Annotated in this window: 15 protein-coding genes; all 15 read right to left on the reverse strand. The window is 34.4% G+C overall.

Features of this window, described 5'->3' with window-relative positions:
• Position 1: 1 nt before the first annotated feature.
• The 15 genes from N1F78_RS13985 to N1F78_RS14055 all read right to left on the reverse strand — a co-directional run bounded on the left by N1F78_RS13985 (position 2) and on the right by N1F78_RS14055 (position 23286).
• Complete coding sequence (locus N1F78_RS13985; protein WP_406683788.1) at positions 2-1348, reverse strand: sulfatase; 1347 nt, start codon at positions 1346-1348, stop codon at positions 2-4.
• Between the two features lie 9 nt (positions 1349-1357).
• The gene (locus tag N1F78_RS13990) at positions 1358-2953 is read right to left on the reverse strand and encodes a sulfatase (RefSeq protein WP_406683789.1); all 1596 of its coding nucleotides are present in this window, start codon (positions 2951-2953) and stop codon (positions 1358-1360) included.
• Positions 2954-2963: 10 nt separating this feature from the next.
• Complete coding sequence (locus N1F78_RS13995; protein ID WP_406683790.1) at positions 2964-5555, reverse strand: glycoside hydrolase family 3 C-terminal domain-containing protein; 2592 nt, start codon at positions 5553-5555, stop codon at positions 2964-2966.
• A 27-nt stretch (positions 5556-5582) separates the two neighbouring features.
• A complete protein-coding gene (locus N1F78_RS14000; protein WP_406683791.1) occupies positions 5583-6974 on the reverse strand; it encodes a glycoside hydrolase family 30 protein in 1392 nt (463 codons plus the stop codon).
• A 14-nt stretch (positions 6975-6988) separates the two neighbouring features.
• Complete coding sequence (locus N1F78_RS14005) at positions 6989-8596, reverse strand: alpha-L-fucosidase (protein ID WP_406683792.1); 1608 nt, start codon at positions 8594-8596, stop codon at positions 6989-6991.
• 5 nt (positions 8597-8601) lie between these two features.
• The gene (locus tag N1F78_RS14010; RefSeq protein ID WP_406683793.1) at positions 8602-10143 is read right to left on the reverse strand and encodes a sulfatase-like hydrolase/transferase; all 1542 of its coding nucleotides are present in this window, start codon (positions 10141-10143) and stop codon (positions 8602-8604) included.
• A 1-nt stretch (position 10144) separates the two neighbouring features.
• Positions 10145-11767 carry a sulfatase gene (locus N1F78_RS14015; RefSeq protein WP_406683794.1) on the reverse strand — a complete coding sequence of 541 codons (1623 nt, stop codon included), beginning with the start codon at positions 11765-11767 and terminating at the stop codon, positions 10145-10147.
• Positions 11768-11842: 75 nt separating this feature from the next.
• A complete protein-coding gene (locus tag N1F78_RS14020) occupies positions 11843-13159 on the reverse strand; it encodes a sugar MFS transporter (protein WP_406683795.1) in 1317 nt (438 codons plus the stop codon).
• A gap of 200 nt (positions 13160-13359) precedes the next feature.
• A complete protein-coding gene (locus tag N1F78_RS14025) occupies positions 13360-14541 on the reverse strand; it encodes a PNGase F N-terminal domain-containing protein (protein WP_406683796.1) in 1182 nt (393 codons plus the stop codon).
• Entirely contained in the window at positions 14538-16757 is a 2220-nt protein-coding gene (locus N1F78_RS14030; protein ID WP_406683797.1) for a GH92 family glycosyl hydrolase, read from the reverse strand. The genes N1F78_RS14025 and N1F78_RS14030 overlap by 4 nt, the downstream gene beginning before the upstream one ends.
• Before the next feature lie 15 nt (positions 16758-16772).
• Complete coding sequence (locus N1F78_RS14035) at positions 16773-19097, reverse strand: family 20 glycosylhydrolase (protein WP_406683798.1); 2325 nt, start codon at positions 19095-19097, stop codon at positions 16773-16775.
• Positions 19098-19106: 9 nt separating this feature from the next.
• Positions 19107-20120, reverse strand: a complete 1014-nt coding sequence (locus tag N1F78_RS14040) for a N(4)-(beta-N-acetylglucosaminyl)-L-asparaginase (RefSeq protein WP_406683799.1) — start codon at positions 20118-20120, stop codon at positions 19107-19109.
• Positions 20120-21235 (reverse strand): family 10 glycosylhydrolase, encoded by a 1116-nt coding sequence (locus N1F78_RS14045; RefSeq protein WP_406683800.1) that lies wholly within the window; start codon positions 21233-21235, stop codon positions 20120-20122. The genes N1F78_RS14040 and N1F78_RS14045 overlap by 1 nt, the downstream gene beginning before the upstream one ends.
• Positions 21236-21241: 6 nt before the next feature.
• On the reverse strand, positions 21242-22306 hold the full coding sequence (locus tag N1F78_RS14050) for a carbohydrate-binding family 9-like protein (RefSeq protein ID WP_406683801.1): 1065 nt from the start codon (positions 22304-22306) through the stop codon (positions 21242-21244).
• Between the two features lie 8 nt (positions 22307-22314).
• A complete protein-coding gene (locus N1F78_RS14055) occupies positions 22315-23286 on the reverse strand; it encodes a glycosidase (RefSeq protein ID WP_406683802.1) in 972 nt (323 codons plus the stop codon).
• Between the last annotated feature and the right edge of the window lie 9 nt (positions 23287-23295).

Here is a 23295-nt window from a genome sequence, read left to right on the forward strand (position 1 = left end):
TCTATTTATTTGAATCTGTATATACGTCTTTACTCCAAGCTTCTAATTTTTGAAGTAAAGTTTTTACCAATTCTGGATGTTCACTCGCCACATTAGTAGTTTCAGAAATGTCTTGTTTTAAATTGTATAATTGAGGCTCTGCGTTTTTATTACGAAGAATCAATTTCCAATCATCATGACGAATCGCTTTTCTGCCTGCATAACCCCAAAACACATTTCTATTTGGTAAAGTTTCACCTTTTACAAGGTTATTCCTTAAATTGATTCCATCCAGGTTTTCTGGGGTTTCAGACCCAGCAAAACTCATTATGGTAGGAAACAAATCAATCGTTAAAATGGTTTCATTATTTACCTGATTGGGTTCTATAGTTCCAGGATACCAAGCCATTGCTGACACCCGATGACCACCTTCCCATAAGGTAGATTTATAGCCTCTTAAACCTCCATTGCTTCCTACTTTTCTAGAGGCGCCATTATCTGAACAAAAGAAAACGATAGTGTTTTTATCAATTTTTAATTCTTTTAAAGTTGCCATAACTTTACCTACACCTTCATCCATAACTTCAACCATTTCTTTGTAAATGGCATTTAGTTCTTCCTCAGACATTTTATTTTTTGGGGCTGACCCACTTTTCCAACCAACATAACGTTCTGCAGCAGATTTTCGACCTTGAAACGGTCCATGAGGTGCTTCATGAGGAATATAAAGAAGAAAAGGTTCATCTTTATGACGCTTTATAAAATCTACAGAATGCTTTGTAATTAAGTCTGTAGAGTAACCTTTTTCATTTTGAATTTTATCGTCTACCCACCAATCTTCATAACCTTCCTGATCGATATGTGAATGATAATCAACATTACCAGACACATAGCCTATATATTCATCAAACCCTTGATTAATAGGGTTAAATTCGGTTTTATAACCTACATGCCATTTACCAAACATACCAGTTACATAACCTGATTCCTTGATGGCTTCAGCAAACGTTTTTTCAGCAGTTGCTAAACCTTTATCGCGATGTTTTTTTGCTGTTACTACCCCATCTATACCAACACGTTGCTGATATTTTCCTGTTAAAAGTGCTGCTCTTGTTGGGCTACAGACCGATCCATTAGCATGAAAATCCGTAAATCTTATACCCTCTGCAGCCATTTTATCAAGATTTGGTGTGTTAATCAAAGTACTTCCATAACAAGATAAATCTCCATAACCCATATCATCAGCCATAATAATAATGATATTGGGATTTGTTATTTTAGGTTTAGCGGCTTTATTAGCCTTACAACTTAATACAACGGCAGCCAAAACCAGAACACTTAAAACGTTATAAAATCCTTTAATTTTCATTCTCAATAATTAACTATTCCAATAAGTTTCAATAATTTTTATTACCTCTTCATTACCCTCATCTGTATCACCAAGAATTTCACGTTGTTTTAAAATTTCAACTTTCATGGTTTTAATAATGTCTTGGTATTCGGAATCATTATAAGCGTTATGTGTTTCTTTGGGATCTTTCTCTAAATCAAAGAAATCCCAAAATTTTTGTGGTTGGTTTTCTTTGGTATAACCATTTACCTTTAATGCGTTTCCATAATAAAATGCCAACTTGTATCGCTTTCCGCGAATGCCAAAATGCCCAGGGCGATCTTTTGAATGATCCCAATAACGATAGTAACCATATTTACGCCAGTTGTCTAGTGTATTTCCTTTTAGGTTTTCACGGAAACTATGGCCTTGCATGGTATCTGGATAATCTAAACCAGCATAATCTGCAAATAGTGCAGAAAAATCAGCGTTTTCAATTATATCTGAATTTCTTTTACCTGCAGGAATTTCTTTAGGGTACCGAATTACAAACGGCATATGAATAGACTCTTCATAAATTAAACGTTTATCAAACCAACCGTGTTCTCCCAAAAAATATCCTTGGTCTGCAGTATAAATAACGATAGTATTTTCAGCCAAACCAGATTTATCTAAATAATCTAATAACTTACCAATATTATCATCTATGGCCGCCCCACATCGCATAAAATCCTTTACATATTTTTGATAGGTTTTATAACGTGCTTCTTCATTTGTTAAACCATCAACAGAAAAAGGCAATTCTGGATACGCCATGAAATCCTTCCTCAATGAAGGATCTGCAGTGGCATCTAAATAACGTTGTTTTAAATTATCAACAGATTGTCCTTTAAAGGAACGCCCTGTGGTTTCAGCGCCATTATCATAAAATGTTGCCGGAATTGGAATATCTACATCTCTGTATTTGTCGCTATGGCGCTCAGGGTAATCAAAAGGTTCATGGGTTGCCTTAAAATGACACATCATCATGAATGGTTTCGATTCATCTCTATTCTCGATCCAATCGATAGTCATATCTGCAATAACATCACTACTAAACCCTTTATACGGCTTTCCTCCATCCATATAATCTTGCCAGTTAACTTTAGTCTTTAAAACGGGATCCCAATATCTTCCTTGACCTGGTAAAACACAGTAGTAATCAAACTCATCTGTTGGCTCTTGCTTTAAATGCCACTTTCCAATAACAGATGTTTGATAACCACCACGCTGCATAACTCCAGCAATGGTTGGATGTTTTGGTGATAAACCGGCTCCTAAAGTAATAACCCCATTTACATGACTATATTGACCTGTAAGCACGGTTGCCCTACTAGGTGTACAAATTGAATTGGACACTAAACAGTTGTCTAAAACAACACCCTCATCTGCTAAACGTGAAATATTGGGTGTGTGCACATAGTCCTTTAAGATACCTCCATAAATTCCCCAAGCCTGCGAGGTATGATCATCAGACATAATATAAAGAATATTTGGCCTTTCATCGTTTTTTACTTCTGATGCCTCTGTTGCCTTGTTTTTACAACTTAAAGCTGTTAAAGAAACTAAGATTGCTACAGCGAATATTTGGAATAATTTCCTCATTTATACTTTGTTAGTTTGTTACTTCTAATTTTACAGTTTCAAATTGGTCTGATGATGATCCAATTCCAATTTCAAAAATTCCTGGCTCCACTACTTTTTTGCGCAATTCGGTGTCAAAGAATGATAAATCTTCAGGCGTTATTTCGAAAGTTACTGTAGTAGATTTTCCTGATTTTAATGTAATTCTTTCAATACCTTTTAATTCTTTTAAAGGTCTTTTTACTGAACTTTCTACATCTGTAATGTATAATTGAACCACTTCATCCCCTATAACATCACCGGTGTTCTTAACTTTTACTGAGACTTTGGTTGAGCCTGTTGTGCTTATATTTTCTTCTGACAGTTTTAACTTACTGTATTCAAAATTTGTATAACTCAATCCGTGACCAAAAGCATATAACGGTTTTCCTTCATAATAGCGATAGGTTCTACCTTTCATACTATAATTTACAAATGGTGATAGCTCTTTATGAGAGGTGTAAAAGGTCACGGGCAATCTTCCCGAAGGGTTGTAATCTCCAAATAATACATCTGCAATGGCAGTACCACCCATCTCGCCAGGGTACCACGCTTCTACAATGGCAGGTAAATTATCATTTTCCCAATTTACAGCTAAAGCACTTCCGTTTAATAATACCAGAACAACTGGTGTTCCTGTTTCATGTAGTGCTTTTAATAATTTCGTTTGTACTTCCGGTAAATCGATGTTGACTTTATCTCCACCATCAAAACCTTTAGAATTTACTGGCATATGTTCGCCTTCTACACCTGCCGAAATGCCTCCAACAAATACCACAACTTCCGATTTTTTAGCAAATTCAACGGCTCTATCAAAAGATGTTTTGTCTTTAGAAGACCACATGAATTTTAACTTAGCAGGATATCCTGTGTGGAAATATTGAATTTTAACATCGTAAGCTTTTCCTGCTTCTAAATACATAGAACCTCTAATCACTTTTCTTTTTGGACGATTAGAATTATCGGCAATCACTTTTCCATTAATAGCCAACGTAAATACTCTATGATGACTTTGCAATCCTAAATCGTATTCCCCGGAAACATCTACTTTAATTTGTCCGGTATATTCTACTCCAAAATTTGCTTCGTCTAAACCATCTACAGGACTTAAATTCCAATTTGAGTTTACTACTTCTTCTATTCTAGTAGCTACAGGTGTTCCCGTAAAATCATGATTGTTATAGTACGTTGCTTTTAATCCTTTTTGTCCATCAAAACTTAAATATTCAGCTGGAATTAAAGACATTTTTGAGTCTTCAGTAATCAACTCTGTACCTGCTTCAAAAAATATTTCCGTGTCTTTCGAAACTTTAGATTTTATGCCGTCTAAAGGTGTGAAATATATTGACGGAAATCCGTTGTAATTTCCTAACAACACCTCTAATTCGTTAGCGTTAGGACCTACAACTGTTATAGATTTTAGGTCTTTTTTAAGTGGTAATGTGTTGTTTTCATTCTTTAACAGCACCATAGATTTTTGAGCAGTTTCTAAAGCTAATTTTCTGTGCTTGTCTGAACTTACCACATCCATAGGGATACTTGTATAAGGTACGACCTCGTCTGGGTCGAACATTCCTAATTTAAAACGCGCTTTAAATATTCTTTTTAATGATACATCTACCTCTTCCTCAGAAATCCATCCTGCTTTAACTGCACTTACTAAATACTCATAACGCTTACCGCAGTTTAAGTCGGTTCCTGCTAAAACTGAAACCGCTGCAGCTTCTTCTTTAGAATCTACATAATTATGATAATCGTGTATATCTCTAATGGCATTACAATCTGAAACCACAAAACCTTCAAAGCCCCAGTCCTTTCTTAAAATTTTATCTAATAATAACTCACTGGCACAACACGGTTTTCCCATATATCTATTATACGCTCCCATAATAGAATAAGCTTTTCCTTCTTTTACAGTCGCTTCAAAAGCAGGTAAATAGGTGTCGTATAAATCACGTTCTGTTGTAATAGCATCAAAAAAGTGTCTTTCTGGTTCTGGACCACTATGCACCGCAAAGTGTTTTGGGGTGGCAACTAATTTTAAATAATTAGGGTCATCACCTTGCATACCTTTTACAAATTCTACCCCTATACGAGAAGTTAAGTAAGGATCTTCACCATAGGTTTCTTGCCCGCGCCCCCAACGTGGGTCACGGAAAATATTAATGTTAGGTGTCCAATAGGTTAAGCCTTCATATCTTTTAAAAGAATCATTTCTTTTTGCTTCGTGATGTTTTGCTCTAGCCTCATCTGAAATTACAGTTGCTGACCGAAAAATTAAATCGGTATCAAAAGTAGCTCCCAAACCTATAGCTTGTGGAAAAACTGTGGCTTTTCCAGCCCGTGCAACACCATGTAAACATTCGTTCCAATATTCATGTGCCGGAATTTGTAAACGAGGAATAGCTGGTGCTTTGTTCACCATTTGACCTACTTTTTCTTCCAAAGTCATTCTAGAGACTAAATCGTTCACACGTTCATCTACTGAAAGGGTATGATTTAAGTAGGGTGATTTTTCTTGAGCAATAGTATTTAGTGATACTAAAACCAACAAAATTAGTATGGATACTTTTGAAATTTTCATTATAATCTTAGTTATTTCTCTTAACTTTTATATGTAATTTACTTCAACAACCGAAATTGTATTTGCCGGAATATCTACCACTTTAGCTTGATTGTCTTTTAACCAAATATCAAATGTCCTTGGTTTGTCAGATTCGTTTTTAATGAATAGATATACATTTTTATCATCTGTCAAAGTCATGGTATCCCCATACCAAGATGCAGATGCAACGCGTTTCATTCCAGGTCGCATAAAGTGTCCAAACAATGCCATTACTGCATAGTCGGGATTATAGGTAACCGTTTTATTTTGGCGGTCTATTTTTATTAAACTGTTCTGTTTCCATCCCCAACCACTTGAAGAATCTTCATTTAAAATCATGTTCCAATAGCAAAAATTTGGTACGCCATGATTTATAAAAGCGGCTACTTCTTTAAATCTTGAATAGGCTTGGTCTACACTATTTTTACCGCCATAACAATTGCCTTCAGTATGCAAAAATTTGATTTCTGGGAAAACAGCACGCATATTTTCGACTTGTCTGGAATTCATGTATTGAACGCCAATACCATCCACAGAAGCCCTCCAATCTTTGTTGGTAACAAATTCTAAACCATCCAATCGTTTTGCCGTTCTAAAAGACCCTGCCCAAATTTCAGCTGGTGTATTATCTTTTTCAAATTGAGGTCTTAAATAATTGATAACAAACTCTCCCATTTGTTTTGGTGGCATATTACAGGACGGATATTTCGTGGAAATATCTTGTTCATTTTGAATGACAATTTTATCTACAGTAACCCCTTCTTTAGCATAAGCTTCAACGTATTTTGAAAAATATTTTGCATAGGCTTTGAAAATTTTTGGGTCGTCTTTCAATACATTCTTTTCAGGAAACTCTTCCCCTCTATCCATTAAACCAGATTCTTTCATCCAACCTGGTGGACTCCATGGAGATGCAAATAACTCCATGTCAGGATTGTACTTATATGCCATTTGAATAAAAGGAATAACACTTGTTTTTTCTCTTTCAATAGAAAACTTTTTCATTTTGAAGTCGTTTGGAACTTCGCTATAACTAAAGGCATCAATTCCAAAATCGCTTGCGCCAATTGCAGTTCTACAAACCGAGAAATTAGCACCATCTTTATCGAATAAATTTTTCATGATGTCATTTTGCTTTTCTTCATCTAAAGACATCAATGCTTCTCCTCCAATTTCATTGAAGGCACCACCAATTCCTGTTATAGTTTGAAAAGTAATATCCGGATAAATACGCACCGAGATCCCTTTACTTTCAGATGTTCCTTCTATTGCTTTTATTGGGTTAGCTTCTATTGCTTGACCTTCAATCAGCTCTACATAATATACTTTTGCACTCGTTTGCGCCGAAGCAGAAAATGTTAATAGTAAAATTGCTAGGATTAAAATGAATTTCTTCATAATTCAAATTCTCTTTACTTTTTAAATTTTGCTTTTAATACTATTGGGTAACTCTTACCGTTATTGGCTGGCATATTAATGGTTAATTTATCTGCATGCTGTTTAAACGATATTTTTTCACTATCATATAATTGTGTTAATCCTTTTAATTTTCCAGGATTTACATCACTCAATTTCCCTAATGATGGAATGACTAATTCTCCTCCTTTTGGGTTTAAAACAATAATGTAAAAATCATCTCCTTTTGTAGAATATCTTACCTCATCATGTGCATAAGGGGGTGTAGCTGTGGTACGTTGATTAAAATGTTCTCCTGTTTTCTTCTTCTTTTTGGCGTCATCTCCTGCATTTCTCACCTCTTCCTCGTGAGTATCTTCTACTTCTCCACGAACACTTTTACCATCTCCATACACTTTCCAAGGTCTTGTTCCATAAATAGCTTCACCATTAATTTTTAACCAATCTCCAACGTTGTTTACTACTTGTTTTATTTCTCCTGGAATGGTTCCATCTGGTTTTAATTCAACGCTCAACAATAAGTTTCCGTTTTTACTTACGGCGTTGATTAGCATTTCTATAACCGTAGTGGCGTTATGTGTTAAGTGACGGTCTTTTTTGTAGAACCAATCTGTAAAGGTAATTTCAGATTGCCATGAGTCTTCACGTAAAACATTACTACCACCGGATTCAACCTCGTTTACCGTCCCTTTTTCTTTTCTTTTAAGAAGCATTATCGTGTTAACAAAACCATTATCATTGTAACTATCATTGTATAATTTACGAGCCACCTCTTTACCATATTCACCATAAGAAAAATTAAACCCATCATTGTACAACAAGTCCGGTTTGTATTTGGTAACCAATTCTATATGGCGTTTTTGCCAGTTCTTTTTAATGTTTTCTATAACTTCAGGTGTTCTGTCTTCTGGCGCTGGCCCATATAAGTCTTTGGGATCTAAACCTTCCCACCATTTGCCTTTTCCGTCTGCTTTTGTTAAACGTCCATCATAAGGCACGCCCTTATATAGTCCATCTTTATCAGCACCAAAAGCTGGTTTCCACCAGTTTAAAAAACGATCATCATGACTGGTAACTCCAAATTTTAATCCTGCGTTACGCGTGGCTTTTTCAAATTCTCCAATAATATCTTTTTTAGGCCCAATAGCTACGGAGTTCCATGGATGGTAAGTTGAATTCCACAAATCGAAATGATCATGATGATTAGCTAAAGCCACAATGTATTTTGCCCCATTTTCTTTAGAAAACTCTATCAAATCTTGGGCATTAAAGTTTTCTGCTTTCCAAGAATTTATGACATCTTTAAAACCAAACTCAGATGGGTGACCATATGTTTGCAAATGGTACGGATAGGCCATTTTCCCAAAAGTTTGGCGTCCTACGTCTTGCATGTACATGTGACGTGCATACCAGCCGCCTCCTTGTTCTGGAGCAGCCTGTGGTCCCCAGTGAAACCAAATTCCAAACTTGGCATCTTGAAACCATTCAGGGCATTGGTAACCATCGGCCAATTCATCCCAAGACAATTCTTTTTCTTGCGCCGAAACTTTACTAAATACTGAAAATAGAAGTAAAAAACTTAAAATGCTAAAACGCTTCATCATGTCTCTTATTTTTTAAAATTAAATGCCTCTGGATTATCAAATAATCCAAATTCTCTTTTGTTTAACTTTGCAGTATCTCCAGCTTTTGTCATCAGTTTTTGAAGCTCCTGTTTCAATCCTTCTTTAACTATGGCAAAGGCTTCATCTTTACTTAAATCAGATAATTCCCAAGGATCCTTCTTAACATCGAACAACTGATATGTAATTGCATCATTTTTAGCACTAACAATTAGTTTATAATCGCCTTTTCTAACAGCTCTTTCCCCTCCTCCAGCTTTCACCTTTTTTGCTCTTTCCGGATTAATAAAATCTCCTGGCCATGAGTTATAGGCATACATCATACTTTCTCTAACTTGTGCTTTTTCTCCTTTAATTACAGGTGTTAAATCTTCCGTTTCAACGGACTCTGGAATAGCCAAACCAGTCAACCCACAAAGAGTTGGAAAAATATCATGCAAATACGCTAATGCATCTAGTTTTTGATTCTTTGGAATATTTGGCCCACTGAATACTAATGGCACACCAACACTGTGTTCATAAACATTTTGCTTACCTAATAAGCCATGTTGCCCCAATGCCAAACCATTATCTCCAGAAAACACAATAATCGTGTTTTCAGACTCTCCTGAGTCTTCTAAAGCTTTTAAAATTCGTCCAATTTGCGCATCTGTCGCAGTAACCATGGCGTAATATTCTGCAATTTCCTTTTGAATACGTTCTTCAGTCCTTGGCCAAGGCGCTAATCTTTCATCTCTTATTTTAAAATCTGCTATCTCGAAAGGATGCTCTGGCATAAAATTCTTTGGAATTTCAATATTTTCTGGTTGATACACGTCTAAATTTTCTTGTGGTGGTGTTCTTGGATCGTGGGGTGCAGTAAATGCTACATACATTAAAAATGGGTTATCACTTTTTTTAGTTTCCAAGAAATCTACAGCAGCATCAGCAAACAATTCGCTACTAAATTTTTCACTATTTTGATAAGGTTCAGACCAACCTGTTTCTGGTTTATAATCTTTTACTTTGGTTCCAAAATGCGTTGTCATTCCTCCTAAAAAAGCAGATTTTACATATGTAAATCCGCGTTCCACCCACGGATGTCCATTATGTTGTTTTCCTGTCGCAAATGTTGTATAACCATTAGCTTTAAAATGTTCAGGGAAGGTTATTTTATTACTTTTACCTTGGTCTTCTTTATCAAAAGCAAATTGAGCGTAAACGTTTGGTTCTAAGTTAAAATAATGACGCCCTGTCATTAACATGGCTCTACTTGGGGAGCATACCGCAGCTGTTGTTGCTCCTAAAATGTATGAATTAGTAAATGATGTTCCATTTTGTACTAGCCAGTCCATGTTGGGTGTTTTTACATTTTCTATACCAAATGCACCCACTGCATCGTGACGTTGGTCATCTGTAAAAAGAAACAGAATATTGGGTTTAGTAGCTTTAACTTTTTCTACTTTTTTATTGTTTTCTTTACAAGCACTAGCGCTTACCAATAAAAGTATTATAACGGCTATTTTTATTGTATCCTTATATCTATTCATTTTATTTTATATTTAAGCCTTTAGCGTTTAAATACCGTTGTAAATGTTTTTCGTTTAATTCATCACTATCACCATATTTCAATCTCATAGTTTCAAGATGACTATGCATTTCTTCTTTAACTGAAGCATATTCTGAATTGTCATAAACATTTTGCATTTCTGAAGGATCTTTTTCTAAATCATACAGTTCCCACTTATCAATATCATAATAGAAATGAATTAATTTATAATGATCTGTTCTTACTCCATAATGACGTTTTACATGATGTTCTGCAGGAAATTCATAATACGTATAGTAAATTGCATCTCTCCATTCACTTGCTTCACCTTTTACTAATTGTCGTAAAGATTCTCCTTGTATACTTTCATCAATTTCAACACCTGCATAATCTAAAAAAGTTGGGGCAAAATCTATATTTTGTACTAGCTCATCAACAACTGTTCCTGCTTTAATTTCTTTTGGGTATTTCATTAATATTGGAGTTCTAAACGATTCTTCATACATAAATCGTTTATCAAACCAACCATGTTCTCCTAAATAAAATCCTTGATCTGAAGTATAGACTACAATAGTATTTTCTTCTAATCCATTATCCTTTAAATAATCAAGCACCTGACCTACACCATCATCAACAGATTGAATAGTTCTTAAATAATCTTGCATATATCTGTTATACTTCCATAAGGCCAACGCTTTACCTTCTAAATTTTTAGATTTAAAATCCGTAATAATAGGATCATAATAGGCATCCCAAGCGGCTTTTTGTTCATCCGTCATTCTATCATACTTTCTTTGAAACATACCACGGTATTTGGTTTTTAATTCACCTTCTTTATCAAGCATCTTTAAATCATAAACCAAATCCATATCCTTAAAGATTCCCATCTCATGTTTAGCAGCAGCTGGTCTATCCTTATAATCATCAAAGAAATTGGCAGGAGTTGTAAATGTTTGCTCATCAAACAACTCGAAATATTTTTCTTCTGGCATCCAAGTTCTATGAGGTGCTTTCTGATGATACATTAACATAAAAGGCTTGTCTTTGTTACGTTTATTATCCAACCAATCTAAAGCAATATCTGTTGTGACGTGAGTAATGTAACCTTCGTACTGCTTTTCAACTCCATTTTCGATAAAGTCCGGTGCGTAATATTGCCCTTGTCCAGGTAATACATTTGAATAATCGAAACCTTGTGGCAATCCATCTAAATGAATTTTACCTATCAAAGCTGTTTCATATCCGTTTTTTTGAAGTGTTTTTGCAAAATTATCTTGGTCCCAATTAAAAGGTTGAATATTATCTACTTTTCCATTTATAAAACTATGCTTACCCGTTAGCATTGCAGCTCTACTTGGTGCACAAATTGAATTATTTACAAAACCTTTATTAAAAATAGCACCTTCCTTGGCTATTCTATCAATATTTGGTGTATTATTTAAGTCGTATCCATACGCACTAATAGCTTGATACGCATGATCATCACTCATTATAAAAATGATGTTTGGTATTTCGCTTTTTTGGTTTGAATTTTCTTGTTTACCTTCTTTTTTGCAACTGGTTAGCATAACACTGCAAAAAACAAGACTTAGTAGTAATATTCTATTTAAATTGAAAAATAACATACTCTAGTTTTATAAAATGGTTGTTCATATTTTTCTTAAAATATTATAGAGAAAGGTCTTTATAAATACTTCTCACTAATTTAAATTCCAACTCTTAAATTTGTATCCCCAAACGGCAAACAAAAGAATAATAGAATAACAAGGAATTAATATCCAATAGCTCTCTGTTGATGCACCAGATAATATTTCTGCATCGGTAATACCTTGAGCCACCAATTCATGCTTATTAGAATCCACAATTCTACCATATAAAGGAGGAATAATGGCACCCCCAGAAATAGACATTATTAATAATGCAGACGCCGTTTTAGTAAATTTCCCTAAACCTTCAAGAGTTAATGGCCAAATTGCTGGCCATACAAGAGCATTTGAAACTCCAAGTAAAGCTACAAATAAGACTGATGTAAACCCAGAAGTAGAAATAATGCAAATACTAAATATAATTCCTAAAGCAGCACTAATTCTTAATGCTATACCTTGCTTTAAATATTTTGGTATTAAAATCACTCCCAAACCATAGGTAATAACCATGGCTAATAAAGTAAGTGTAGTAAAAAATTTGGCTTCAGACGCTGGAAAACCTAAAGATATTCCATAAGCAATAATTGTATCACCTGCAATTACCTCTGCTCCTACGTAAACAAATAGAGCCAAAACACCAAACCATAGATGTGGGAATTGAAAAATATTAGTTTTAACTGTTTCTCCTTCTTTAATGTCTTCTGACTCTTCTGCTTCAACATGTGGTAATGGTGCCTTTCTTATTAAAACACCTAATACAAACAAAACTATAGCCATAACAACATAAGGCATAAACACACTATCGGCCATTGTATCTAAGAGTGTATTTTTTTCTTCAATAGAAACACTACCTATTTTTTCTTTAACCTCATCTATACCAGATAACAATAGTGCCCCAAATATTAAAGACCCTAAAGCCCCAGCAACTTTGTTAGCAATACCCATTATTGCAATACGCTTTGCACCACTTTCTATAGGTCCTAAAATTGTAATATAAGGATTTGCAGCTGTTTGTAGAATAGTCATTCCTAAACCTTGAATAAAAATTCCAGTTAAAAAAACCCAATACGTTCTTGCTTCAGCCGCTGGTATAAAAACCAAGGCACCAATTCCCATAATAATTAAACCTAATGACATCCCTTTTTTATATCCTATTTTATTAAGAATAAACGAAGCCGGTAAAGCCATGACCACAAATGAAATATAAGAAGCCGAAGCTACAAGGTAAGACTGTGCTTCAGTTAATTCGTTTATTGTTTTCATAAAGGGAATTAGAGCACCATTAATCCAAGTGACAAAACCGAAAACAAAGAATAATCCTGCTATTATTATTATTGCTAGTTTGTTACTGTTCCTAGAGTTTTCAGCCATAATTTTGATTGTTAAGTTAAATAAAAGTTTAAACGCCAGTTAAAAGTAAATAAAAGAGAGACGTTTTACTTTCTCTCTTTTATTAAAACAATCTTAAAACAAACTAAACTATAAATTCAATCCGAAAATAGATAACATTTTTGCCGAAGTATAATTAGTTCGACCAACAACAAATCTGAAAAGATGTTGGTTAATTATTTTTATTTATCGTAACTAATGTATGCAGAAACTAACCAATGATTGGCCTTACCTTTCTCTGCAATAGTAGCAGGAATACTTATTTTAAGCATATGGTTTCCTTTTTCCAAATTTCCCAATAAAACTTCAAAAGGTACTACTTTAGACCCTGGGCACCAGTTGGATCTTGATAAATCTGAAGATGCTAAACGTTCCTCAATTTGTTTAACACCTCTTTTTTTAGTTTCAGGAATTCTATAATAAGCAGAATCTTTTCTGAGCCAAACCCCAGAAGTTGGATTAAATCTTCTAAATGATGAGCAATCGTCTCGCCAAGGAATGGTATCTATAACAATTTTGTTATCGAAATAAACCCTGTTTTTTATTTTTATAAACTCATCGCCTCCCCTGTGTCCGCCATGTCCTGTGGTTATATAATGAAGCTTTACGTTTTTTAAGTTTTCATCTAATTTGAATTCATACTCCAAAGGACCTTCGGCAAAAAAATACGGCAAAGCTTGACCTTTACCATACTTTACGGCATTAACTAAAGGCATTACTTTTCTTTGTTTTTTAGGTCTTCCAGAATAAGTTAAACTTAAATCTATCTTGTATCCCTTTCCTGTCCATGTATCAACCCAAACACCAATATAAAATTCACCTGTGGTAATATCTTCTAAATCTGAAATATCTTGATTCCAAACCACTTCTTTTTCCCATTTTGGAATATAAACAGGCTTTAGATATTTACGTTCATTGTTACTGTAATATCCAACTCCAAAAGGGGTCATAAATCGTAATAACTCAACAGCCGGTGTATAATTTGTGGTGGGCAAAACACCTCCATGCTTTTCAGTAACAAAAGATGCTTCGGGAAACTTAGCTTTATCTTGTGTTACATCAAGAATAGATATTTGTTCTGGATTGGTAATTACGAAACATGACCCAGATTTATCCCATTTATCACCGTTAGAGCGCAATGCTAATCTTAAATTAACATCAGTTCCATTTTTAAATTTTGGTACAGTTACTTTTTTTAAAACTACACGACCACCCAATAACCTAATAACATCAGCATCTATATTGGTACTATCTGGTTTGCCATGATTTAATTTCTGATTATTGAAGATTGTTTTCGTAAATGCATTCTGGGACAGCGCAATGGAAACTGAAAACAAAAATATAATGATTAAAAAGCTTCTCATTTTTGATTTATTGTAAGTGTTGTACCTTTTACTAAATCATCGTGATTAATAAAGTAGCTTTTGTATGATTTACCGTTTAATTCGATAGAATTGATTTTACCATTAGAATTCCCCGTTTTATTAATAACAAGTTGCTTACCTTCATAATAATTGCTATCTAAATCAATGGTTATTTTATCAAACATTGGTGCCGTAATGGTATACAATGGTTCTCCAGGAGAAATTGGATAAATACCCATCATACTATATATTACCCAAGCAGACATGGTTCCTGTGTCGTCATTTCCTGGCAAACCGTCCGGGGTATTTTTAAAATACTTATTAACTAATTGTTTTACCAATTTTTGACTTCGCCACTCCTCTCCTTTAACATAATTAAATAAGAACGGATATCCTATATCCGGTTCATTAGCCATATCAAACTGATTATTATCAAATACCTTTTTAAGCTGTTTTACAAACGGTTTTTTTCCACCCATAAGTTTAATCAACCCTTTGGTATCGTGTGATACCATAAATGAATATTGCCAAGAATTACCTTCAATAAAACCAATATTCTTTGAAAAGTTAGCGCCTGCCAAAGGATCAAAAGGTTCATACCATGAACCATCCGGATTTTTTGGATGTAACAGTTTTAAATTATCATCATATAAATTCCTATAACTTAATGCCTGTTTTGAAAAGCGTTTGTAATCGTCTTTTTTACCAAGTTCTTTTGCCAAAAGTGCTATGGAATAATCTGTAATATTATATTCTTGAGTAGTAGATACCGAACCTTTATTATTGGTTGTTAAAAAACCGTTAGACCAATACTCTTTAATTCCTGGACGTAAAGGGTTATTTTCTAACTGGGTTGCACTTTTATACATAGCTTTATAAGCCTTTTCTACATCAAAATCTTTGATGCCTTTTAAATATGTATCGGTTAAAATAATGCCTGCAGGGTCACCAACCATAGTTGTAGTTTCTGTTGCATTTAATTCCCATTTAGGTAACCATCCGCTTTCATCATAAATATTCAACATACTTTTTACCATGTTGGATTGCTGCTTTGGATACAACAAAGACATCAACTGATGCAAATTCCTGTAGGTATCCCAAAAGGAAAAAACTGTAAAACGTGTACCATCTGTTTTTAAAGTCTCACGGGTCGCCATACTTGGGTATTCTCCATTGAAATCATTTAAGGTATTGGGATGGATTAATGTATGATACAAGGCTGTATAAAAAACAGTTTTATCGTCTTTACTACCGCCATCAACTTTAATTTTTGATAATAAAGAATTCCATTCTGAAGACGTGTTCTTATAAACAGTTTCAAAAGTTTGGTTTTGTGTTTCCTTTTCTAGGTTTTCCCGGGCATTTTCTATACTAATATAGGAAACCCCAACTTTAACCTCAACCTGTGTTGGTTCCTTAAAATGATATTTAAAATAACTGCCAATACTATCTCCAATAACTTCCTTTTTATAGCCTTTCATAATTCTGGTTTTACCATTATAAGGCATCCATTGGGCTTCAACACCCTTATAGGTTTTTGGTGTTCTCCAAACACCAAATTCATCGGCTGGTTTACTGAACTTAACTACAAAATATACGGGATAATTCTCTTCGGGTTTGTAATAACAAAACGACCCAACCGTACGCATACCTTCAATTTCTGTTGGAGATACTATTTTTATTGATGCCCCTTGCTCATTAGTTAAACCCAATCCTAAATTGAGTAAAATATTTGCATCCCCTTTCGGGAAGCTGTACCTGGAAATCCCCGTCCTGGTAGATGCTGTGGTTTCTACTTTAACTTTGTACTTATCTAAGGTTGTACTATAATATCCAGCCTTAGCAACTTCATTTGAATAGGTGCTACCATAATTTAAATGATTGGTTTCTAATTTTCCAGTTGTTGGCATCAATAGAATTACTCCTAAATCTGGACAACCTACACCACTTAAGTTTACATGAGAAAAACCCGTTAAAAAGGTGTTTTCATTAACATAAGGATTAGACAACCATCTACTATCTTTTTCTAAAGTGTTTTGCTTTCCAGCCACATTAAACGGGGAAACACTTGCCATACCACGAGGTGCAATGGCTCCGGGGTTAGTAGCCCCAAAATTTGATGTTCCAATAAACGGATTTACATAATCCACAATATCTTGAGTAAAACCAACATATTGAAAGGCTAAAAAACACAGTATAAAAAGTTTAAAATTCATTTAAATCTACTAAAATTAATTAATCAAAATTTCATCCATAAATAACCAAACTTCTTTAATTCCTGTTCCTTTATTAGAAAATTTAGCCTCTACTTTAACATATTTAGCCATTTGCTTCTTAAAATCAACAACAAAGTCTTTTAATTCTGGTTCAGTACGAGCTTCAAAATGCATTTCTAAATTACCAACTTCTGTAAAATTATCGCCATCTGAAGATACTAATACACTAATTTCTGTTGGATAATAGATACTATTTCTATCGTTTACCATGCTTCCAATGGTAACTTTACTAATACTTTTTTCTTCACCTAAGTCTATTGTGAATTTAGCATCTTCATTTAACCAGGCTTGCCATCTGCCATCACGGAAGTTTTTTGTTCCTCTTAATGTATTTACCAAATTAAAAGCTTCAGTTCCTTTATATCTCTCATGGTATTTAGTTTCATAGTTCACCTTATTTGCTACACCATCATGAAATGTAATAGCTTCTGAAAATACAATTCCTGTTGGATTATCATTTTCAAATAAACTTGCCTTAATCGTTGTTGTTTTATTAACTACAATAGGTTCTGTAAATTTAATAGCCTCTGAATTTATATTGCCATCATCTAAAACATATCTTATATCTGAAACTGGAAATTCATTGCTCAAGGATAATGCCACAGATTTACTTTCAATATCTGCTTCAACCTCAGAAGTGATAATAAAAGCACTCTTAGCATAATTAATATCTAAATATTCATATCGGTTCATGATACTTTTTAAACGTCCTGAAAACTCATCCCAATCTTTTGCATCCTTAGGACTCCAAAGTGCTTCACTTAATGCCGTAAGTCTAGGAAAAATCATGTATTGCGAATGTTCTTCGGTTGGAATATGCTCTGCCCAAACATTGGCTTGCCCACCTAAAACGTGCTTTTCCTCCTCTTTGGCTAACACTTCAACAATAGGTTCGAATTGATAAACTTTACTTACCGTTGTAACTGGTCCAGCGGCTTGTGGTTCGAGCTCTGGTGGACCTTGGTAATAATCAAAATAACAATATCCAACGGGCGACATAATAGCATCATTGCCATGTTTTGCGGCTTCAATACCACCTCTTACACCACGCCAACTCATAACCGTGGCATCTGGTGCTAATCCGCCTTCTAGAATCTCATCCCAGCCAATCAATTTTTTACCTTTAGAATTGATAAATTTCTCCATTCGCTTAATAAAGTAACTCTGTAATTCTTCAACATTTTCGAGACCTTCTTGTTTGATTCGTTTTTTACAAAATGGGCAAGTTTCCCAATTGGTTTTAGTAGCCTCATCTCCTCCAATATGAATATACTTTGAAGGAAATATTTCCATAACTTCTAATAACACATTCTCTAAAAACTCGAACGTACTTTCTTTTCCTGCGCAGTAAATATCGGTTATTGGCCACAATGCCCCAGAAGGTATCGCAATGGAGTTTCCATGACATGACAATTCTGGATATGCAGCAATGGCACTAGAAACATGGGCAGGCATTTCTATTTCTGGAACAACTTCAACGCCTTTTAAGGCTGCATACGCTACAATTTCCTTTAATTCATTTTGCGTTAAAAACCCACCATAAGTTCCTTTTTCATTGGGGTCATTATCTTTTCTGGAGTTCCAAGGCAAATGTTCCTGGTCTACCCTCCACGAGCCAACTTCGGTTAATTTTGGATACTTTTTTATCTCTATTCTCCAACCTTGATCATCAACTAAATGCAGGTGCAAAATATTAAGCTTATGCAAAGCCAACATATCTATAGTTTCTAAAATATAATCCTTATCAAAGAAGTGTCTTGATAAATCTAACATAAGACCACGCCATTTAAAACGAGGACCATCTTTAATTTGAACATTAGGAATTTCCCAATCTACATCTGCAATTGTTTTACTTTCTATTTCAATGGGCAATAACTGTCTTAAACTTTGAACAGCGTATAAAAATCCTGATGCATCAGAAGCCTTTATGTCTACATGGCTAACACTTGATTCAATTGTATAAGTTTCAGATTCTAAGCTTTCATCTTTGGTCAACTTAACATAATTTGAATCTGGTGACACCGCTTTAATATTTAAATTCCAACCAGCGGCCTCTTTAAATTTATCTATTAATAACTGAACAGCAGTCTTTTGAGTCTCGACTGCAGCAATAAATACCGTATTCTCATCAAACTGAAATACACCTTCCGTAATTTTTATGCTTTCAACTTTTGGTATAATATTAATATCTGATTCTGTGTAAACTTTTGACGATTTTGATTGGCATGCACTTAATACAATTGAAAGTATAAATAAGAAAAGTTGAAGTCTTTTGGTCATAACTATAAATTATTTATTCTTCATTTTAAATGCCGATTTTTCCATACGATTACCATTAATTTCATCACAAACGGCATAATTAAAACCAGGTCTTAAGCTATACCCTCCATATTCACCTTGTTTATTTATGGCAATAAAACCGACTTGTAAATAAGTTAAGTCTTTATGATTACTATGTTTTTTATAAATACGCTCTACAATTTCTTTACAAGCTTCAGTTGGTGATTTTCCTTGGCGCATTAACTCCACAACCATGGCACTACCCGCTGTCCTTATCACTGCTTCACCCAAACCAGTTGCCGCAGCTGCACCAACGTCGTTATCTAAAAACAAACCAGCACCAATAATTGGTGAATCACCTACTCGCCCGTGCATTTTCCAAGCCGCTCCGCTTGTTGTACAACCTCCTGTTAAATTACCTTCTGCATCAATAACCAACATACTTATAGTGTCGTGATTTTCTATATTTATAACTGGCTGATATTTTGATTTTTCTAACCAGTTTTTCCAAGCTTTTTCAGATTCATCTGTCAACAAATTTTCTTCTTTAAAACCTTCAGATAAAGCAAACTGTTTAGCGCCTTCACCAACCATCATAACATGAGGTGTATTATCTAACACCTTTTTTGCTACCGCAATAGGGTGCTTTATGCCTTGTAAAAATGATACCGAACCGCAATCACTATTGCTATCCATAATACAGGCGTCTAATGTAACCTTACCCTCTCTATCGGGTAAACCACCATAACCAACGCTTCTTACTTTGGGGTCTGCTTCTGGAATACCTACCCCAGCAACAATAGCATCTAAAGGATTTACTCCAGTTTGTAATTGTCTCCAAGTTTCTTCATTGGCGGCCAAACCATGATTCCATGTTGAAATGATTAATGGTTTATTTTGAGGAATTGTTTCTCCATTAGCTTTCTTTGTGTCTTTTTCAGAAGAGTTAATACAGCTAAATACTGTACTTACACCAAAAGTACCAATAGCTGCTTTTTTTATAAAACCTCTTCTCCCAGACATTATTCTTTAGAATTCTTGATTACTTCAAATTGTTCTTCTGTTAAAGTGTAATCGTCAAAAAACGCCACTCCTTTTGCTCCATTATCCCTAGCTTCTTTAATGGCTACTTTTAAATCTTCAGGGGTTAATTTTGGGGTGTATAAACCAGTGTGCAATTCTACAGGTTTATCACCTAAATCTTCAATTCCTTGTGCTGTGGCATAACCAATCCAATCTAATTCCTCGTTATAAAAGTTATAATAAATCATTGGCAATACCATGTCAATATTCCATTTATCCCAACGTTGACGCACCATATGGTCTGCCATTTCTGGATAAGGGAAAACAGCTGCACTTAATTTTTTATCGTGGTTATGAACAATCTCATAAGCATCATTTACCAATGAACGTATTTCGTTTAAACGGAAATTCTTCCACTCCATATCTATAGCAGGGTTTTCCATTTTTCTTGGGTCTTTATGATGAAGAGCTATAAACTTATTAACGCTAGCATCTGAATAATCGAAATCGAAATCTGGCAACTCTTCTTCTTGTTTCAAATCATATTTAGGCAATAAGCCTATTGGTAAAAACACATCCGGATAACGAATATAGTCTAGGTGTACACTGGTTACACCTTCAACCTTTGCTAATCCTTCAACTAAACTTAAAATATGCTTTTTTGCTTCTGGATGACTTGGCGACAACCATTGGTAATAGCCAACATAAGGACGTTCTTCCTTTTTAAAGCAAGTTTTACCGCTTCTACTTACCATGTACCATTCTGGGTGTTTTAATGCTGTTGTATCTCCAGGTCTGTTAGTTGTAAACATCCACGCATGTACTTCTAAACCTTCGTTTTTTGCTAATGGAGTTAAACGATTAAGTAATATTGGGTCTGCCCCAGTGTTTAATAAAACAGCATCGAAACCATTATTTTTTAACTTCTGAAAATGTTCTGTGTATGCTGAATCAGATTTTTTATTGCCAACCGTCATCCAACTCCAATATTTAAATTTTGAAGTTACATCTTCTGAAGCATTCTCTACTACTTCTTCAACCTGTTTAATTTTACCATTACATGCTATTACTAAGCTTAAAAAAACAATACTCACTATTACTTTTAAGAATCTCATTTGTTATTATTTTTCAATGTATTTACTATCCTCTTTAATAATCATTTGTTTACCAGAGAAAGGACTTTTAACAATTATATTCCAACCTTGGCTGTGGTTTTCAAGAGTTGGTTCAATAATTTTATTTTCAATTTTAAGGGGTTCAATTTTTAAACTATCAATTGCTGTTGCCCATTTCTCATTTTTATCAAAATAGTTCTTTTGAGCTCTATAATACTCAAATAATTTCCATTTTATTTTTTCATCATTTGGAATAACAAAATCCTCTTGTTCACCAACTTCCTTAGATGAGAAATACACATAGCCCCATTTTTCAGGTTCGTGCATATTTATTACACCTTGAGGTGACCATACCCAATTATACTCATGAAGTAGTTTTCCTTTATCGTCTTTTTTGAGTTCATATTTACCATCAGTAAACTGGAAATCCCAATTTACCCTAGAAAAATTAACCCGCCAAAAGGCATCTATGGGGACATTTTTATGAAAATAACCTTTTTTGTAGGCTTTCCAAGGAATGGCTATTTCTAATACCCAGCCCTTATCAATATCATTAGGATTATTAATAGTTCCATTAATTTTAACTGCAGATTTTAAATCTGTGATATCCCAATCGTTTAATACTACGTTATTACTTCTGTATGGCTTGCTAACAAACAAATCCCACACTGTATTAAGTGCATTTATTTCTAATTCATAATAGTTGTGAGAATCTCCATCAGGATCAATAAAGACTTCAAAATCGTTATTATGAAAAATAATTGTATCTCTTTTAACTAAATGCCCCCAAACATGTGGTTCTTCAAGTTTAGCTAAAATGTAGAAATAAGTATCATCCCAAAGCATTTTCACTTGTGTTTTATACTTTGGTATTTTAACACCTTGGATATCTATAAAAGGATTTGACCACTCTATTTTTTCCCAAGAGGTTTCAGTTTCTTCTCCATCAACTTTAATAGTTTCTGAAGTTTTATAGGCTATATATTGTCTAGGTTCCTGTGGAGAATTAGTTTGTGCACATGCATTTAGAACAACAAACAAAAACAAAATATATGCAATTCTAAAATCCATACTTAAACCTATAAACTATTATTTTTTGTAAACGCTAATACTTCACTTAATTTGCCAAATGCCAAAGCAACAACCGTATCGGCTGCACCATAATACACGGCTAATTTATCCTCTACGGCGTCATGTAATGCCGCACAGGGAAACACTACATTAGGTACATCACCCATTTGCTCATAATCTACAGCGGGCCCTAATAAATAAGGTTGCGTTCTATATTTCACTTTTTCGGGTTCGTTTTCATCTAAAATAGCAGCACCCATAGCATATCTAAATCCGTTACACGTATTTATAACGCCATGATATAACATTAACCAACCTTCTTTAGTAAGAATAGGGATTGGCCCTGCTCCAATTTTTGTGCATTGCCACGCGCTATCTTCAAAGTTAGCAGCTTTCATGACACAACGGTGTTCGCCCCAGTATTTCATATCTGGACTATAACTTATATATATATCACCAAAAGGAGTGTGCCCATTATCACTTGGGCGACTTAACATGGCATATTTACCATTGATTTTCTGTGGAAATAAAACGCCGTTTCTATTGAATGGTAAAAAGGCATTTTCACATTGAAAGAACTCTTTAAAATCGAAAGTATAACCTATTCCAATAGTTGGCCCATGATAGCCGTTGCACCAAGTAATCCAATATCTGTCATCAATAAAAACAACACGAGGGTCATATTTATAGTCAGAGTGAATCATTTTTGTATTTCCTGCTTGAAACTCAATAGGATTATGATTAATATTCCAATTGATTCCATCCTCACTAAAACCAGCAAAAATATTCATTTGAACCGCTTTATTATCGCACCTAAAAACTCCTGCATAACCAGTTTTAAAAGGTACTACGGCACTGTTAAAAATACTATTTGATGTTGGTATATCATAGCGATTTATAATAGGGTTTTCACTATAACGCCACATAACATCGTTACATCCACTTGGTTTGTCTTGCCAAGGTATAGCTTTCTTCATCATTATTTTAAT

Origin of the sequence: Seonamhaeicola sp. MEBiC01930 (assembly GCF_045277075.1) — a bacterium.
Classification (GTDB): Bacteria; Bacteroidota; Bacteroidia; order Flavobacteriales; family Flavobacteriaceae; genus Seonamhaeicola.

What these genes read in the sequence shown, in the direction of transcription:
- N1F78_RS14020 (WP_406683795.1), bottom strand. Translation starts at nt 13,159, where the DNA reads ATGGCTGAAAACTCTAGGAACAGTAACAAACTAGCAATAATAATAATA.
- N1F78_RS14035 (WP_406683798.1), bottom strand. Translation starts at nt 19,097, where the DNA reads ATGACCAAAAGACTTCAACTTTTCTTATTTATACTTTCAATTGTATTA.
- N1F78_RS14005 (WP_406683792.1), bottom strand. Translation starts at nt 8,596, where the DNA reads ATGATGAAGCGTTTTAGCATTTTAAGTTTTTTACTTCTATTTTCAGTA.
- N1F78_RS14055 (WP_406683802.1), bottom strand. Translation starts at nt 23,286, where the DNA reads ATGATGAAGAAAGCTATACCTTGGCAAGACAAACCAAGTGGATGTAAC.
- N1F78_RS14030 (WP_406683797.1), bottom strand. Translation starts at nt 16,757, where the DNA reads ATGAATTTTAAACTTTTTATACTGTGTTTTTTAGCCTTTCAATATGTT.
- N1F78_RS13990 (WP_406683789.1), bottom strand. Translation starts at nt 2,953, where the DNA reads ATGAGGAAATTATTCCAAATATTCGCTGTAGCAATCTTAGTTTCTTTA.
- N1F78_RS13995 (WP_406683790.1), bottom strand. Translation starts at nt 5,555, where the DNA reads ATGAAAATTTCAAAAGTATCCATACTAATTTTGTTGGTTTTAGTATCA.
- N1F78_RS14025 (WP_406683796.1), bottom strand. Translation starts at nt 14,541, where the DNA reads ATGAGAAGCTTTTTAATCATTATATTTTTGTTTTCAGTTTCCATTGCG.
- N1F78_RS14010 (WP_406683793.1), bottom strand. Translation starts at nt 10,143, where the DNA reads ATGAATAGATATAAGGATACAATAAAAATAGCCGTTATAATACTTTTA.
- N1F78_RS13985 (WP_406683788.1), bottom strand. Translation starts at nt 1,348, where the DNA reads ATGAAAATTAAAGGATTTTATAACGTTTTAAGTGTTCTGGTTTTGGCT.
- N1F78_RS14045 (WP_406683800.1), bottom strand. Translation starts at nt 21,235, where the DNA reads ATGAGATTCTTAAAAGTAATAGTGAGTATTGTTTTTTTAAGCTTAGTA.
- N1F78_RS14050 (WP_406683801.1), bottom strand. Translation starts at nt 22,306, where the DNA reads ATGGATTTTAGAATTGCATATATTTTGTTTTTGTTTGTTGTTCTAAAT.
- N1F78_RS14000 (WP_406683791.1), bottom strand. Translation starts at nt 6,974, where the DNA reads ATGAAGAAATTCATTTTAATCCTAGCAATTTTACTATTAACATTTTCT.
- N1F78_RS14040 (WP_406683799.1), bottom strand. Translation starts at nt 20,120, where the DNA reads ATGTCTGGGAGAAGAGGTTTTATAAAAAAAGCAGCTATTGGTACTTTT.
- N1F78_RS14015 (WP_406683794.1), bottom strand. Translation starts at nt 11,767, where the DNA reads ATGTTATTTTTCAATTTAAATAGAATATTACTACTAAGTCTTGTTTTT.